Source organism: Pseudomonas medicaginis (genome assembly GCF_965119365.1).
Lineage (GTDB): Bacteria > Pseudomonadota > Gammaproteobacteria > Pseudomonadales > Pseudomonadaceae > Aquipseudomonas.
The window spans coordinates 2,785,269-2,800,644 of record NZ_OZ221631.1; the positions used below are offsets into that span (position 1 = coordinate 2,785,269).

14 protein-coding genes and 1 tRNA gene are annotated in these 15,376 nt (G+C 57.9%); 10 read left to right on the plus strand and 5 right to left on the minus strand.

Going from position 1 to position 15,376, the window contains the following annotated elements; all coding sequences use genetic code 11:
• Positions 1–33 precede the first annotated feature (33 nt).
• Entirely contained in the window at positions 34–903 is an 870-nt protein-coding gene (locus tag ACMTA2_RS12385) for an esterase/lipase family protein (RefSeq protein WP_413795075.1), read from the minus strand.
• Positions 904–1,228: 325 nt separating this feature from the next.
• On the opposite strand from ACMTA2_RS12385, the gene ACMTA2_RS12390 reads away from it, so the two are divergent.
• Entirely contained in the window at positions 1,229–2,290 is a 1,062-nt protein-coding gene (locus ACMTA2_RS12390) for a hypothetical protein (protein ID WP_413795076.1), read from the plus strand.
• Positions 2,291–2,449: 159 nt separating this feature from the next.
• Here the strand turns inward: ACMTA2_RS12390 and ACMTA2_RS12395 are convergent, their stop codons facing one another.
• Together ACMTA2_RS12395 and ACMTA2_RS12400 are read right to left on the minus strand one after the other, a co-directional pair.
• Positions 2,450–3,520, minus strand: coding sequence for a 3-deoxy-7-phosphoheptulonate synthase (locus ACMTA2_RS12395; protein ID WP_413795077.1), 1,071 nt, complete (start codon positions 3,518–3,520; stop codon positions 2,450–2,452).
• Positions 3,521–3,852: 332 nt separating this feature from the next.
• The gene (locus tag ACMTA2_RS12400) at positions 3,853–3,981 is read right to left on the minus strand and encodes a hypothetical protein (RefSeq protein WP_257785723.1); all 129 of its coding nucleotides are present in this window, start codon (positions 3,979–3,981) and stop codon (positions 3,853–3,855) included.
• A 157-nt stretch (positions 3,982–4,138) separates the two neighbouring features.
• Between ACMTA2_RS12400 and ACMTA2_RS12405 the strand changes: the two genes are divergently transcribed.
• From ACMTA2_RS12405 to ACMTA2_RS12435, 7 genes are all read left to right on the plus strand, one after another.
• A complete protein-coding gene (locus ACMTA2_RS12405) occupies positions 4,139–4,900 on the plus strand; it encodes a carbon-nitrogen hydrolase family protein (RefSeq protein ID WP_413795078.1) in 762 nt (253 codons plus the stop codon).
• 7 nt (positions 4,901–4,907) lie between these two features.
• Positions 4,908–5,342: a GNAT family N-acetyltransferase gene (locus ACMTA2_RS12410; protein WP_413795079.1), complete on the plus strand. Its 435-nt coding sequence runs from the start codon at positions 4,908–4,910 to the stop codon at positions 5,340–5,342.
• A gap of 126 nt (positions 5,343–5,468) precedes the next feature.
• On the plus strand, positions 5,469–6,110 hold the full coding sequence (gene gacA, locus ACMTA2_RS12415) for a response regulator transcription factor GacA (RefSeq protein WP_003200277.1): 642 nt from the start codon (positions 5,469–5,471) through the stop codon (positions 6,108–6,110).
• Positions 6,111–6,113: 3 nt separating this feature from the next.
• The gene (gene uvrC / locus ACMTA2_RS12420) at positions 6,114–7,937 is read left to right on the plus strand and encodes an excinuclease ABC subunit UvrC (protein WP_192263183.1); all 1,824 of its coding nucleotides are present in this window, start codon (positions 6,114–6,116) and stop codon (positions 7,935–7,937) included.
• Positions 7,938–7,969: 32 nt separating this feature from the next.
• The gene (gene pgsA, locus ACMTA2_RS12425; protein WP_003200282.1) at positions 7,970–8,530 is read left to right on the plus strand and encodes a CDP-diacylglycerol--glycerol-3-phosphate 3-phosphatidyltransferase; all 561 of its coding nucleotides are present in this window, start codon (positions 7,970–7,972) and stop codon (positions 8,528–8,530) included.
• A 63-nt stretch (positions 8,531–8,593) separates the two neighbouring features.
• Positions 8,594–8,669 (plus strand) — tRNA-Gly (locus ACMTA2_RS12430).
• A 222-nt stretch (positions 8,670–8,891) separates the two neighbouring features.
• Positions 8,892–10,733, plus strand: coding sequence for a tyrosine-type recombinase/integrase (locus ACMTA2_RS12435; protein WP_413795080.1), 1,842 nt, complete (start codon positions 8,892–8,894; stop codon positions 10,731–10,733).
• Between the two features lie 109 nt (positions 10,734–10,842).
• On the opposite strand, the gene ACMTA2_RS12440 is transcribed toward ACMTA2_RS12435, so the two are convergent.
• Positions 10,843–11,955, minus strand: coding sequence for an XRE family transcriptional regulator (locus ACMTA2_RS12440; protein WP_047294708.1), 1,113 nt, complete (start codon positions 11,953–11,955; stop codon positions 10,843–10,845).
• Positions 11,948–12,568, minus strand: coding sequence for a hypothetical protein (locus tag ACMTA2_RS12445; protein ID WP_047294706.1), 621 nt, complete (start codon positions 12,566–12,568; stop codon positions 11,948–11,950). The genes ACMTA2_RS12440 and ACMTA2_RS12445 overlap by 8 nt, the downstream gene beginning before the upstream one ends.
• 264 nt (positions 12,569–12,832) lie before the next feature.
• Here ACMTA2_RS12445 and ACMTA2_RS12450 point away from each other — a divergent pair, with 264 nt between their 5' ends.
• Positions 12,833–13,999 (plus strand): restriction endonuclease, encoded by a 1,167-nt coding sequence (locus ACMTA2_RS12450; protein WP_413795081.1) that lies wholly within the window; start codon positions 12,833–12,835, stop codon positions 13,997–13,999.
• 482 nt (positions 14,000–14,481) lie between these two features.
• Positions 14,482–15,348 (plus strand): GIY-YIG nuclease family protein, encoded by an 867-nt coding sequence (locus ACMTA2_RS12455; RefSeq protein WP_413795082.1) that lies wholly within the window; start codon positions 14,482–14,484, stop codon positions 15,346–15,348.
• Positions 15,349–15,376 lie beyond the last annotated feature (28 nt).

Genomic DNA, 15,376 nt, shown 5'->3' on the forward strand with positions numbered 1-15,376 from the left:
GTCAAAATTGCGTCAAAACCTTGGACCCGGCGATCAAAGGCCGGCTTTGCGCAGGCGCTCGGCGTGACGCAGGTAAAGCACTGTGGGGGCTGTTCCTTTACAGGCCTTGCCGTCTCCAGGGCTGATAGCGTCCAGGTGGTCCATGGGGTAGTCGGAGCGAATGACTTGGCCCAGGTGCGAACTGAAGCGCCCGACCAGGCCGTCGTTCTGCCCGGCTTCGGTGATGAAATATTCGGAAAAGGCGCGGCAGAAACTCTGCAAAGGCGCCAGCTCTTTCCCCGTCGACGCTTGCAACGTGCCGCTCCACGAGTAGTAGCGCACGCCGTTGACCCGGTCCGGACCGTTTCCGCCCCAGTTCTTCGGCAAGCCCTGAGGGTATTTGTCATTGAAGGCGCCAACACCCTCGGTGGTCAACGCCGCCAGGGTGGCGACGGCTGCCTGCGATAGTTGCGCCTGGCCGTCCAGCAGCGAGATGAAGTCGGCGAACAGTGTGGCGACGCCGCTTGCTACATGCCCTGGCAGCCGTCCTGGCGTGAGGGCCTTGCGCAGGAAGTCGGCCAGTTCGGAGCCGTGGTTGGGGCCGCTGACCGAGGTGACCGAGGCCACCGTGTCGGGGGCCAGCGCGGCGGCATAGCGGGCGGCCAGCGCGCCCTGGCCGTGGCCGATCAGGTTGACCCGGGCGGTACCGGTGCCGGCCAGGACCCGATCGATCTGCGCCAGCAGTTGTTCGCCTCGGGCCTCGTTGGAGTGGGTGGCCGACAGGTGCGGGATGAACACCCGGGCACCGCCCGCGCGTAGGGCCTGCTTGACGCCTTGGAAAAGGCCGACGCCGCCGATTTTGTCGAACCCGAACAATCCATGGACCAACAGGATGGGAAATTGAGTGGTTGCATTCCGTTGCATGTTCGTACCTTTTTCGAAGAGGTTCACCTTGAATTTGCGACTTCACTCTAATGCAGGCTCATCCCGTGCGGTGTAGGAGGAAACCTCCCTGATCCAAGGAAACCGGAATAAAAGGAGTGGGAAGAGTGGGAAGAAACCCGGCTGTGCGCAAAGATGTAGGAGGCCTCCTATAAGCGTTGTCGTTTGCAGCTACAGGTTGGAGCGCCAAGGGACCACTCCCACTGTCGCCTCGTCTGGCTGTGGGTTGGCCGTGAGCGGGTTTTAATGGCTCCACCTGGTGCCGTTATGGGAACGGTGCCTCTATCCAAGGACTGGAAGCCTGTACATGATCACCTACCCCTCGATTCAACGATCCCGTTCAACCTCAGGCGCAAGGCTGCCGCCTCCGGTCCTGGCAGCGGCCAGAGACGGCGTCATCAATCCCGCCTGGCGCAAGACCGTGATTACCGTCAAGCCGTATCCCCTGATGACGTGTGGGGATGAGGTGCTGCTGCGTTGGCACGGCCTCAATAACGATGGCGAACCCTACCGGCATGAAGTGGCCGGGTTCGTCACGGAGCGGCAAGTGGGGCGAGACGTCGTATTCGTCGTGCGTGAACCCCATATCGCCGAACTGGACGGTGGCTCGCTGGAGATCTCCTACCAGGTAACGGGCAAACGGTTGCCGGCCACCCTGGTTTCGGAATGCCTGCAACTGGACATCGGTGATGCATCGCCGCAACTGCTTCCTATCATTGCCAGCGATGCGGTGGGGGGCAGCCTCGATCCGGATCGGGTGCCTGAAGGAACCTGGGTAAACATTCGGCCCTACGCCCGGATGGCCGTGGGCGATCGCTTGATCCTGACTGCCAGCAAGGATTCCAGCGCGCTGTGGCGTGATGTGCTGGACATAGAAGCCCATGCGGTGGGCCGTGGGGTATCGCTCTGGGTCGATCATTCGCTGATTGCACCCCATGTGGGGCACGACCTGGCCTTGGCCTATGTCATCAGGCGCGGGCATTCGGTGCGTCGTGCCGAGCCTTTGTCGTTGCACATCGGTCCGCTGCGGCGCCCTGCGCTGAAGACCCTTCGGATCCGGGAGGTGAACGACGGGTGGCTGGAGGTGGACGAGCTGCAAGAGGGGGCGACGATTGTCATCGATGACCCCGGGCTTGAGGCGGGCGAGGTGGTCTGGTTGCAGTGCAATGGCAGCTCCGCTTATGTGCTTGAGCGCGAAATCACCGAGGCCACGGCCGGTAGACCGCTCGTGTTTGTGATTCCTGCAAGTTACTGGCAAGACCAGCGCGACAGGTCGGTGAGCGTGTTCTATCAGGTCGAACGCCTGGATGACGTCAGCCAACGCTCCGAGTGGGTGACGGTCCGGGTGCGCTCCAGCGCGTCAGGCTGAGCGAAGTCCTGGCGCACCCTTGTGGGAGCGAGCTTGCTCGCGATGACGGTGTGTCAGGCGCCACCGATGCTGGCTGAGCTGACGCCATCGCGAGCAGGCTCGCTCCCACAAAGAGCCCCATGCTGCCCCTGGTTGCAGGGGAAAGGCGGGTTCGGGACTTCAGGCTGTCAATTGCAACCTGTGATGAGCCTCGCGCAACAACTGCTCGGTGGACTCCCAGCCCAGGCAACCGTCCGTGACCGAGACGCCGTAGCGCATCGATGGGCCTACCGGCTGGCAGCCTTCGAACAAGTGGCTTTCGAGCATCATGCCGATCAGGGAACGGTTCCCTTGCAGCCGTTGCTCCAGCACGTCATTGAACACCTGTGGCTGGCGCAACGGGTCTTTGCCGCTGTTGGCGTGGCTGCAGTCCACCATGATCCGCGCCGGTATCTTGAGGCGGGTCAGGTCGTGGTGTATCTGCGTGACGCTCTGGCGATCATAGTTCGGCCCGCGATGGCCACCGCGCAGCACCAGGTGGGTGTCGGGGTTGCCCGGCGTCTGGATGATCGCCGGATGACCCTGGCTGTCGACGCCGAAATGCCGATGGGGGTGGGCGGCAGAGCGCATGGCGTCGCAGGCAATGCCAACCCCGCCGTCCGTACCGTTCTTGAACCCCACGGGCATGCCCAGGCCGCTGGCCATTTCCCGGTGGATCTGCGACTCGGTGGTGCGAGCACCGATGGCGACCCAACTGAGCAAGTCATCGAAGTAACTGGCGGCCATGGGTTGCAGCAGTTCGGTGGCGACAGGCAGGCCCAGTTGCAGCACTTCGCGCATCAGTTCCCGGGACAAGGTCAAGCCGGCGGCCATGTCGTCGCTGCCATCCAGGCCAGGGTCGTAGGCCAGGCCTTTCCAGCCTACGGTCGTACGGGGCTTTTCCACGTAGGCGCGCATGACCAGCAGCATGCTGTCGCTCACTTCATGGGCCACGCGAGCCAGGTTGGCGGCGTATTCAAGGGCGGATTTCGGGTCGTGGATCGAGCAGGGGCCAACGATGACCAGCAGGCGGGCGTCTTCACCGTCGAGGATCGCGCGGATGGCCTGGCGATGGGCGCTCACTTGATGGCTCAACGCGGTGCTGAGCGGCAATTGGTGCTTGAGTTGCAACGAGCTCGGCAGACGCAGGGTCAGGGCTTCGTTGGCAGGGTTGAGCGTGGACAGCGGCAAAGCGGAGACGGACGAATTCATGATCTGGCTTCCTGGACGGGCGGCGGGTTCATTCCCGCGCGCCGGTCCTAGTGGGGTGTTCGACAATTGGCCGGATTGGCCCGCAATTGAGGCTTGCCACCGGTAGGTGACCGATCGGAGGCGGCAGGCTGTCCCGAGCGGTGGCTGGTAAATCGCCAGGCGGAAAAACTGTCGTAACGGTAATAAGTGGCGTAGTTCATGGCTCAATCCTCAAGTTGTCTGGTGTTGCAAATGTGTGGGGCCTGAAAAAACAAAACCCCCGGTCGGGAGGCCGACCGGGGGTTTGGAAAACTCTGGAAGGCGACCCGTTTAAAGTGGGCGCCGGTTGGGTATCAGGCGCGCCAGTGGCTAAACCAATACCCAAAATAAAAGCTGACCGGAGTTTGAACACTGTTCGCCCAGGCAGCCGCAACCGAGCGCGGGGCGCTGGCGGTTTGAAGCGGTGAAAGGGCGTTGAACATGGTCTGTCTCCGATGAATGGCCCTGAGCTTACTAGAGGGCGGGGCGCCGGTTCAATCAGAAAATTCTATCGAGGGCATGCAATTGTTCGTCCCCGGCTTGAGTCCGCTGGGCGTTATGACAAACTTCAGGTTTGCAGCGCCTCCCCAAGGATGACCCATGACCGCTCCAGCCTTCGCCGCCGCCCAGTCGATCTCCATCGCGGGGGACGTTCGCGCCAACCTCCTGCGTCATCAGCATTTCATGCAGGCGGCCGCTGAACAGGGCGTGCAGTTGCTAGTGTTTCCCGAGCTGTCACTCACCGGCTACGAACGCGGCCTGGCGGCGGATCTGGCCATCCTGCCGGAGGATGCCGTATTGCAACCGCTGCGCGACTTGGCCCGCGAGCTCGGCCTGACAGCGGTGGTGGGCATGCCGATTCGCCTGTCGGCGGACGCCCCTGTGTTGATCGGGGCGTTGGTCCTCGGCGCTGACGGTTCCCTCGAGGTGTACAGCAAGCAGCATCTGCATCCTGGGGAAGAAGTAGCCTTCGCCCCGGGGCATGGCGGCTCGATACTGGCGATGGGGCAGGATTGCATCGCCCTGGCGGTATGCGCCGATTTTTCCCACGCCAGTCATGCTGCCGTGGCAGCCGGGCAGGGCGCTACGCTATATGCGGCGGGGGTGTTGATCACAGAGGCTGGCTACGAGTCCGATACGGCATTGCTGCAAGGATATGCCCGGCAGCATGCCATGACCGTGCTGATGGCCAATCATGGCGGCGCCACCGGAGGCTGGGAATCGGCTGGTCGCAGTGCCATCTGGGGGCCGGACGGTTCGCTGCTCGCGGCAGCGCCCGGCGCGGGCGAGCTGTTGGTGATCGCCCGCCGCGAAGTCAACAACTGGGCTGGGCAAGTCGTGCCGGTGGCAGTGCTTGGATGAGGTGTTCATGAGCTTCGAGTGGCGTGCGGCAACGGCAGGGGACATCGACTTTGCCCGGCAGCTGACCTGCGACAACATGCTTGCTTATTACCTCAGGCATGATTTGCTCTGGCAGGACGAAGCGTTCGACCTGGCCTGGATCATTCGCCAGAACTGGATCATCAGCCGTGCAGGCCAGCCGCTGGGTTTTGTCAGCCTCAGTCGTGATGCCCGGGCGTTGTATATCCGGGAATTGCAGATCGCCGAGGCGTTTCGCGGCCAGGGTGCCGGTACCTGGGCGATCGGACAGGTTTGGGACTTGGTGGGCCTGGAGCGTCGCCCGGCGCTGCGCCTGACGGTGTTCAAGGATAATCCGGCCAGGGCGTTGTACGAACGCATGGGCCTGCGTGTCGTGGGCGAAGATGAGTGTTTCCTGAGGATGCAGCGAGACGCCGGTGCTTGACGCCTCGGACGTTGTATCAATAAAGATGTGTTGTAACTTTTATCTGTCCCTTTGCGCTAGGTCTGCCGGACGCTTTTTGCTAAGGTGTTGTGCAACCCAAATAAGACCAAATCGTGAGGTGTCTGCTTGATTAGGGTGTTAGTGGTCGATGACCATGATCTCGTCCGTACGGGCATTACACGAATGCTGGCTGACATCGATGGCCTGCAGGTAGTTGGCCAAGCTGAATCCGGGGAAGAATCCCTGATCAAGGCGCGTGAATTGAAGCCCGACGTGGTGTTGATGGACGTCAAGATGCCCGGCATCGGCGGCCTTGAAGCCACGCGCAAGCTGCTGCGCAGTCACCCGGATATCAAGGTGGTCGCGGTGACCGTCTGCGAAGAGGACCCATTTCCCACCCGGCTGTTGCAGGCGGGCGCGGCGGGCTACCTCACCAAGGGCGCGGGCTTGAACGAGATGGTCCAGGCCATTCGTCTGGTTTTTGCCGGGCAGCGCTACATCAGCCCGCAGATCGCCCAGCAATTGGCGATCAAGTCGTTCCAGCCAACCAACGATTCGCCCTTCGACGCACTGTCGGAGCGGGAAATCCAGATTGCGCTGATGATTGTCGGTTGCCAGAAGGTGCAGATCATCTCCGACAAGCTGTGCCTGTCGCCTAAAACCGTCAATACCTACCGTTACCGTATTTTCGAGAAGCTTTCGATCAGCAGTGATGTCGAATTGACGCTGTTGGCGGTGCGCCACGGCATGGTCGATGCCAGCGCCTGAAAAATGACCGAATTGTTTGATCCAAGCGCGTTCCTCTCCACTTGCAGCGGTCGCCCCGGCGTGTACCGCATGTTCGACAGCGAGGCGCGCCTGCTTTACGTCGGCAAGGCCAAGAACCTCAAGAAGCGCCTGGCCAGTTACTTTCGTAAAACCGGCCTCGCGCCAAAGACCTCCGCCCTGGTTGGGCGCATCGCGCAAATCGAAACGACGATCACCGCCAATGAAACCGAGGCGCTGCTGCTCGAGCAGACGCTGATCAAGGAATGGCGCCCGCCGTACAACATCCTGTTGCGCGACGACAAATCCTACCCCTACGTGTTTCTGTCCGACGGGGCTTTTCCGCGCCTGAGCATTCATCGGGGTGCCAAAAAGGCCAAGGGGCGATATTTCGGTCCTTACCCCAGCGCCGGTGCGATTCGTGAAAGCCTCAGCCTGCTGCAGAAGACCTTTTTCGTTCGCCAGTGTGAAGACAGCTACTACAAGAACCGCACCCGGCCCTGTCTGCAATACCAGATCAAGCGCTGCAAGGCGCCTTGCGTAGGGTTTGTCGAGCCGCAGGTCTACGCCGAGGACGTGCGTCACTCGGTGATGTTCCTGGAGGGCCGCAGCAATGCGCTGACCGATGAACTGTCGGCAGCCATGGAAGACGCGGCGGTCAACCTTGAGTTCGAACGGGCCGCCGAGCTGCGCGACCAGATCGGCCTGCTGCGCCGCGTGCAGGACCAGCAAAGCATGGAAGGTGGCAGCGGTGATGTCGATGTGATCGCCGCGTTCATCAACCCGGGCGGCGCTTGCGTGCATTTGATCAGCGTACGGGGCGGTCGCGTGCTGGGCAGCAAGAACTTCTTTCCCCAAGTGGGCATCGAGGAGGACGTGGCCGAGGTCATGGCGGCTTTCCTGGGCCAGTACTACATCAGCAGCCCGGAACGCGACCTGCCTGCCGAGTTGATCGTCAACGTGGTCCACGAGGATTTCCCGGCCCTGATCGAAGCCATCGACAAGCTTCGCGGTCGTGAACTGACCATCAGCCACCGCGTTCGCGGCACCCGTGCCCGCTGGCAGCAATTGGCCGTGACCAATGCCGAACAGGCCCTGGGCGCGCGCCTGGCCAACCGGCAACACGTCGCGGCGCGGTTCGATGCCCTGGCCGATGTCCTCAACCTGGACGAGCCGCCGCAGCGACTGGAGTGCTACGACATCAGCCATTCCAGTGGCGAGGCAACGGTGGCGTCCTGCGTGGTGTTCGGACCGGAAGGCCCGATCAAATCCGACTACCGCCGGTACAACATCGAAGGCGTCACGCCGGGCGATGACTACGCGGCGATGCATCAGGCGTTGATGCGCCGGTTCGGCAAGCTGAAGGATGGGGAGGGCAAGTTGCCGGACATCCTCCTGGTGGACGGTGGCAAAGGCCAGTTGTCCATGGCCCGCGATGTGCTCAATGAGCTGATGGTGCCCGACCTGATCCTGCTGGGCGTGGCCAAGGGCGCGACGCGCAAGGCCGGCTTCGAAACCTTGTACCTGAATGATGCCGCCCATGAATTCACCCTCAAGGGTGATTCGCCAGCGCTGCACCTGATCCAGCAGATTCGCGACGAAGCCCACCGTTTCGCCATCACCGGACACCGTGCCCGCCGTGGCAAGACGCGCCGGACGTCTACACTGGAAGGTGTGGCAGGCGTCGGTCCGACGCGCCGTCGCGACTTGTTGAAACATTTTGGTGGATTGCAGGAACTGTCTCGTGCCAGCATCGAGGAGATAGCCAAAGCACCCGGTATCAGTAAAAAGCTCGCAGAGTCGATTTATGCAAACTTGCATAGCGAGTAGAATGCCCGTCAACCTCGCAGCCAGTTGTGCCGATGAATATCCCAAATCTGATTACCGTCCTACGCGTCCTGCTCATCCCGATCTTCATTTTGCTGTTCTATTTGCCGTACCACTGGAGCTACATGGCCTCCGCCTCGGTCTTTGCCTTCGCTGCCGCGACGGACTGGCTGGATGGTTACCTGGCTCGGCGCCTGGAGCAGAGCACGCCGTTCGGCGCGTTCCTCGATCCGGTGGCCGACAAGCTGATGGTCGCGGTGGCCCTGGTGCTGCTGGTACAGGAACACGGCAACCTCTGGCTGACCTTGCCAGCGGCGGTGATCATTGGTCGCGAAATCGTCGTCTCGGCGCTCCGTGAATGGATGGCCGAGCTAGGCGCTCGTGCCCAGGTCGCCGTGTCGAACCTGGGCAAATGGAAAACCGCCGCACAGATGCTCGCGTTGGTGATCCTGCTGGCGAACCCTTCGGATTTCAGCTTCTGGGTGCTGTTGGGTTACGCACTGCTGTTGGTTTCCGCTGGGTTGACGTTGTGGTCAATGGTCCAGTACTTGCGCGCCGCCTGGCCGCATCTGCGGACGGATGTAGAGCCGAAATAAAACTTTTTTGAATCAAGGGGTTGACGGCGTAATCTGAATCTATAGAATGCGCCACACCAAGACGCGGGAATAGCTCAGTTGGTAGAGCACGACCTTGCCAAGGTCGGGGTCGCGAGTTCGAGTCTCGTTTCCCGCTCCAAATATTGCGCTACAGAGTTCCACTGAATTCTGTAAGTGATTGAAATCAGGGCCTTTAGGCCCTTTTTTCGTTCCAGCGGGAACCACTGAAATCCAGCACTATCCGGTGCGTTTAAGTCCAGGATTGAGTCCAGAATCCTGACGCGTACCGAATCGGTTTGATGCTGGAGCAGTTTGCGCAACGAGATGAGCATCTGGCCCTGACTCTGTTCAGGAGCTCGCGATGGCACTCTCAGAAATGACAGTTCGGCACGCCCGAATCACCGGTAATGACTACACCCTCGGCGACAGTGATGGTCTTACACTCAATGTGACGGCCAGAGGCGGAAAAGTCTGGCTCTTCCGCTACTACTGGGCGGGCAAGCAGAAGCGCATGTCCCTCGGTAGTTATCCCCAAATTGGGCTTAAAGAAGCCCGTACCCGTCGTGATGAAGCCCGTACCTTGGTTGCCCAAGGTATCAATCCCTATGAGCATCGCAAACAACAGCGGCTTGCTGTTCATGCTGCGAAGGAGCACACCTTCGAGGCGGTGTTCAAGCAGTGGGTGGAGTTCCGCAGGCTAAGCCTGAAGGAAGGGCGCCAGAGCACGCTCTCGCAGATCTTGAGAATCTTCAGTAAAGACGTCCTGCCCCTACTGGGTGGGCGGTCTATCTACGATATCAATCGTCACGATCTGCTGGATTTACTGAGCAGGATCGAACAGCGCAAGGCCTTAACGACAGCCGAGAAATGTCGGACCTGGTTCAACCAATTGTTCCGCTATGCGCTGGTGAAGATCGAGGGGCTGGAACACAACCCAGCTTCAGACCTTGATGTAGTTGCACTCCCCAAACCTCCGGTTACGCACAATCCATTTCTTCGTATGGACGAGCTCCCGGGATTGATGGTTGCTCTTCGAAATTACGGCGGTGCCGACCAAACACGGCTTGGCCTTCGGTTGTTGCTGCTGACCGGTGTCCGCACGGGCGAATTGCGGTTGGCAACACCCGACCAGTTCGATCTGGAGAAGCGGTTGTGGGTGATACCGGCGGAGGTGGTGAAACAGCTCCAATTAGCCATGCGAAAGCCAGGTAAGCAGACCCAAAATGTACCGCCTTATATCGTGCCGTTGTCGGTCCAGGCTCTGGAGATTGTGCGTCACTTGCTGGACCAGGTTGTCCCCGCACAACGCTACTTGTTTGCGCATCGAAGCGATCTGAGCAAGCGTATCAGCGAGAACACGCTGAATGGCGCGTTGCGCCGGATGGGGTATGCCGATCAACTCACCGGTCATGGCATGAGGGCGACGATCTCGACGGCGCTGAACGAGATCGGATACCCGAAGGTGTGGGTGGATGCTCAGCTTTCTCATGCCGATCCGGACAAGGTGAGTGCGGCCTACAATCACGCGGAATACGTGGAGCAGCGCCGGACGATGATGCAGGATTGGGCGAACCGCCTGGATCTGTGGGGGCAGGGCCAGCTGAAAGCGGCAAGCTCTCCGCTTACTATTCGTTTAGAGGGCGCAGCTTCGTTACCTTCGTTGGAAAGCGCGAACACAAACGCCGTTCTGTACAGCAGTGGCCTCCCAGTGACGACGGTCCCAGCCTCCAAAATGTCCGTCAGCAACGAACCGGTCCTTAACGTGGCTCAGTATTCACCTGTCCTATCTGCTTCAACGCAGACTGAACAGCTGCGCGAACCCCAAGTATCTGAGATACAACGTCAGCGCGCCGAGATGCTAGCCACCTATGAAGCTTCGAATAATTTGCCGCTGCTTGTCTTCGCCAAACTGGCAGGCAAATCCCGCGATCAGATCAACCGCGATATCAAGGCTCGGCGCCTACTGTCTCTGAGCCTCGGGAATCGCGGTCAGCGTATTCCCGATTGGCAGCTTGATCCACTGCGGCACAAGTTGGTGCTTGCGGCGTTAGCGCAATTTCCGGATGTCGATGCGTGGAGGCTTTATGGCGCCCTTTGTAAGCCTCATGAGCGATTAAAAGGTCGCGCGCCAATCGATGTGCTCAATATGGCAAATTTCGACGGGACCGCACGAATCGTTTGCAGTGCGCTGAGTTCAAGCTGAGATGCTGTCTTCGTGCTGCGATAACGGATGTCGCTGCTTGCTTGGGGCTATCTAGCTCGGGCACACCCCGAATGCGTGGACTTCACGATGCCTGAGGTGCGGCGGAGGCCTAGCGTTGGGCATTGTTCACTAACCGTAAAGGGGCGATAGGTACGTTTAACATGAACTGATTCTTCACCATCTCCGTGCTCAAGCCGGCAGCAGCAAGCACACGATTCCAAGTCGTATAGTCCAGTAAGTCGATTGCGCGCTGAACGAGGAGGGGGGACTCCATCGGAATCAACTCGTCAAACTCTTCGCTTTTCGTAAACCCTTTACGCGCGAGGTAGGTAAAGCCGCTCTTCGCTTGATCGGCAGTTAGCAGATCCAACGCACGAGCCCGATAGATTAATGCCTTGAAGCTAACTTTCCAACGAAGCTTTAGCTCTTTGAGCGCTGTCCAGTTTAGGTACTTCCCTCTCATAGTTGGGAATTCGGCTGCGAAGCTTGCTCGTGGCATCAAGAGTGCGCTGGCGAACTGGTTGGCTTGTTCCTCAGTTTCACGACACCCTGTCTCGATTCCTTGGTGCATGACTAGATGGCCGAGCTCATGAGCCAGGTCAAACCGTTGCCTTCCAGGGTTGGCCTTGGATGTATTGCGAACAATTAAAGGACGCTTGTTAAAGAGAGAAAAAGCATCAACTCGGTCATCAGCGTCTGCAAGGTTGACCACGAGAACGCCAATCTTCTCTGCTAACTTTGTCACATTCGAGAGTGGGCCTAAGCCTAATCCTTGTTCCCTGCGAAATCGCTCTGCTACTAATTCAATCTTGCCTGCACCGGTGACAGGTTCATCAAGGGCAGCGAAGTCCACGATAGGAAATGCGACCTCTTTGTCCAGCTCATCAACCAGCAACTCGAACATTTCCACTTGGGCGGCGATGGTTTTTTTGAGAGTTAGGGTCGAAGTTCGAACACTCCGAAAATGGCATTGCTCTAGCTCGACGCCACTTTTTCGGGGGGCAAAGAAAAAGTTTTCTTCAACACGCAGGACTTCGCAAAGCCGCTCCAGTTGATTGGGGGAGGGTATCGCGTTGACCTCAAGTTTGTGCGCGTACTGCCTGGTAACGCCAAGTAGCTCGCCAATCTCAGCAAGGGATCGCCCCGCCGCACACCTGGCGAGGCGGAGCTTGTCGGGTGAAAACTCGTCACCCCAAGGCAGAAGGCCTGTCGTGTTATTCATCTTTCGAGTCAGTATCTTTCATTTCTGTCTGTGCGGCGTCTTTGTCGCGACGGATTGGTAGCGAGTCAACAATCTCAACGACTGGCGACAGTGCGGTCGTGCGAACCGAGACCAGAGGCTCGTAGTTGTGAACCCATTTGCAGATTACATTCCGGTTCGTGTCGAAACCCAGGATTGAGACTGTCAGGGTCGGCCCATCAGGGTTGCGGTCACTATCTACGTATACCCGCCAAGTGAGGTTGCCATCGTTGGCTGGCCCGAGAAGGCTGTCGTGATATCGCTCAACTTGGTTCTTCTGTAAACGATGTCCTTTCTTGCGTAGGTCAGGGTCATCAGTCACGAACTGCATCAAAACTCCATTGACGCTGACCGTGTAATCCAGTGTTTTGTTGACGAGCCGAAACCAAGAGAGGTTACCCTCACGTTGAAGACGTATGAAGCGACCATGGATGCGCCCATAAGGAAAAACGCCTCGTGTCCAATTGGTGTCATCGTCTGTCGAAGTGGCTTCCAGTGCCTTATACGCAGCGTCCAAGAGATTATTGAAAACGACATCGAGGTGGGCTCGACTGAGCTTAGGCTCAAGCTCGCTTGGATGCTGGAATTCTGGCATTCGGCTCTCCGAAAAGCGTGCAAATATTAAGTAGTGTCAACCGCCATTTTTGTGCATTTTCTATTGGTTGTCAACCACTCGGGCGTTGGCGTACTGAGACTACTCCGGCCGTGACAGCTGGCTTTCATTAGCAGTTAAGAGATTTGAATGAGGACGAATTGCTTGCCCAGGGTAGTCTCAATGGACGCGCAGATGGCACTGAGCTATGTTCGCTGCAAGATTACGTGCGAGCCCGCGCGATGACTTAGGACAGGGGTTGGTACAATGATTTACCAATGCAATGGATGCAGCAGGACTACCTTCGAGACGGCATGCCCATGGTGCGTGGGCTCCCAGGTTTCGCCGTCATCAGAGCTTACTTTGCGGCACCTCACTCCGCTGGATCCTTCGTTCTACCCCGATTTTCAATACCGATCCAAAGGCTTGATTCAAGACTTCTTCGGTAAGAAGAAAGAGCAAGCCCAGCTCAACGATCTTCTGAACAACGTCTTGAGAAAATATGCGGAGTTGAAGCATCCATACTTCACAAATTTCATTCACACGACCCGCGAGAATGCGAGTAGTAGTGATGACGCGGGCGTGCCTGGCCCACGCTTGGATGGTGTGTACAGCGAGAGGGAGCTTTTCAGGGAGGTTTTGATTCGCAAAGGCTTTGACGAGCTTGAAGGGCTTCCATCTCTCATGGACAAGCTGCTGCAAACAACCGCCTTCAACTCGGTCTATCTGGGTTTCTCGAGAGAGCTGACCCGCCACATTCGAGCTGACCTGGCCGACACCTTGCGCTCTTGGATTGAAGAGGCCGGGACAACGTTTAGGTCTGACTTGGCCCTGTTCTACTACTACCTTTGGGAAAATGATGTTGCTTTTCCCAATGTCCAATTCAACCCCCAGGCTGCCTCCACATCTGGCATACCACTTCTTTCACTACAGGTTTTTCGAAACGGTCTGAGCCTCTGCGAGGAGATTTATTTCGACATTCTCGTCGAGCGACTGGGGTCTCAGTTGGAGCATTTCAATCCGAACCAATTCATCACCATGTACCTGGTGGATGCCATGGACGGATTTCAGTTCGAAGCCTTTCTGGTTGAGATCTTTCAGACCATCGGCTATGACGTCAAAGAGACCAAGAAGACTGCTGATCAGGGCGCCGACCTTTTTGTTACCCGCTTCGGTAAAAACATGGTCATCCAGGCCAAGAACTACTCTGGCTCTGTAGGCAATGCTGCTGTGCAGCAGGCCATCTCTGCTAAAGCCTTCTACGGGTGTGACGAGGCCATGGTCGTCACGAACTCCTACTACACGAAATCAGCGAAAGAGTTGGCCAGCACGGCGGGCGTGCGGCTAATCGACCGGGATGGGCTTCAAAGCTACCTTGATGACTACAATCAGAAGCTCATCGAGGTCTTCCAGGCAGAGGAAGAAAGTGCCTAGAGATGGATCCTTTGGAGTTCATCAACATAAGCAGCAGGGCGGCGTTGTGACACGGTGCTAGGTTAGTTCGCCGGAAGCTGACCGCGTGCGAGCCCAGGCATCATCTTTACCCTCAAGTTAATTTTTTACGTCGGTGTCAGAAGCTGGCTTGACCCCTAAGAGCAAGGAATCACCACGCATAGGCGGAAACCGCCCATAACTTAACTCAGAGGCCACAGAGCGTGACGATAAGATTGAATCGCCTTTGGTGGCAGCATTTGGCTCCCAAATCGATGCATCGTCGATTAGTTGAAGTGGAGCAGCTACTGTCGGGCTGGTGTAACACTGATTATGGGCGCCACTGGCTGAAGGTTGCTCGAATCCCAGGACAAGCACTTAGGCTTCTTCCCGGCCAACTTATTCCCGTAGTGCACCTAGTCGCTCTCGGTAGCCGACCAATTTTCATTGTCCCCCAGCAACCAGTGAGGGTTGGGCATAGGTTCGTGGGCGCGCGCGACTTTGCTTCTGGGCGCCCTCTTGCTGAAGACGAAATAGCTATAGGACCTTTGATCCGGCTGGATATAGTGAGCGACGAGGCGCTCATCAGTGCAGCCAAAGAACTTCGACTCGAAGCACACGTTCCGGGAGTCAAGGCTCCAAGCATTATTTTTACCATTCCAGCACACTACCTGCTCTCACCCGAACGATGGCCTGACAAAGCGTACGCGCTTTATCAGCACATTTTTGGAATGGGTAATTCCTATCCCGACGATGGTTTCTTCTATGTGGGGATAACCAAGCGACGATGGCAAACCCGGTGGGCTGAACATCTTCGAGCAGTGGAGAAGGGAAGTAATCTACATTTTCATCAAAAATTTAGAGAGGAGAGGGAAGCGGGAAGGATTACTTACATCCATCATAAGGTGATGGCGATCACGGACGACCTGGATAAACTCTACAACACTGAGAAATTTTTGATCGAGGGACACTGGGATGATGAGCGAAGGCTCAACATGATCCCAGGTGGCAAGGCTGGTCTCCGATACCTTAGGGAACATTCAATACTCAATGACGGAGTAATTGCTACACCGGATGAGCGAGACGGTGTCGTGGATGCGTGGCTCACTGGCCATCAAGGGAAAAGCCTTCCTCCCATAACTATCGCCGACAGGTGGCAGGACGAGGCTTGGGCCGCCGCCCAGATATGCAGCCGTTCAGACCGCCTTTCAATACTCCAAATCACGGCCATTCGTGACTTAGCCACCAGCCATTGCCCGCAAGAGATTGCTAAGAGAACAGGGGCGAGAGTCGACCAAATCCAAAACATCATCAGCGGGAATACTTATTCGAGAGTGAAGGGGGTTCCATAACCTAGACGTAGTCGTCGTCGCTGCAGAT

Coding starts and splice junctions, on each gene's coding strand:
- ACMTA2_RS12395 (WP_413795077.1), bottom strand. CDS start 3,520: ATGAATTCGTCCGTCTCCGCTTTGCCGCTGTCCACGCTCAACCCTGCC.
- ACMTA2_RS12445 (WP_047294706.1), bottom strand. CDS start 12,568: ATGCCAGAATTCCAGCATCCAAGCGAGCTTGAGCCTAAGCTCAGTCGA.
- ACMTA2_RS12405 (WP_413795078.1), top strand. CDS start 4,139: ATGACCGCTCCAGCCTTCGCCGCCGCCCAGTCGATCTCCATCGCGGGG.
- ACMTA2_RS12400 (WP_257785723.1), bottom strand. CDS start 3,981: ATGTTCAACGCCCTTTCACCGCTTCAAACCGCCAGCGCCCCGCGCTCG.
- uvrC (WP_192263183.1), top strand. CDS start 6,114: ATGACCGAATTGTTTGATCCAAGCGCGTTCCTCTCCACTTGCAGCGGT.
- ACMTA2_RS12385 (WP_413795075.1), bottom strand. CDS start 903: ATGCAACGGAATGCAACCACTCAATTTCCCATCCTGTTGGTCCATGGA.
- pgsA (WP_003200282.1), top strand. CDS start 7,970: ATGAATATCCCAAATCTGATTACCGTCCTACGCGTCCTGCTCATCCCG.
- ACMTA2_RS12450 (WP_413795081.1), top strand. CDS start 12,833: ATGATTTACCAATGCAATGGATGCAGCAGGACTACCTTCGAGACGGCA.
- ACMTA2_RS12390 (WP_413795076.1), top strand. CDS start 1,229: ATGATCACCTACCCCTCGATTCAACGATCCCGTTCAACCTCAGGCGCA.
- ACMTA2_RS12435 (WP_413795080.1), top strand. CDS start 8,892: ATGGCACTCTCAGAAATGACAGTTCGGCACGCCCGAATCACCGGTAAT.
- ACMTA2_RS12440 (WP_047294708.1), bottom strand. CDS start 11,955: ATGAATAACACGACAGGCCTTCTGCCTTGGGGTGACGAGTTTTCACCC.
- ACMTA2_RS12410 (WP_413795079.1), top strand. CDS start 4,908: ATGAGCTTCGAGTGGCGTGCGGCAACGGCAGGGGACATCGACTTTGCC.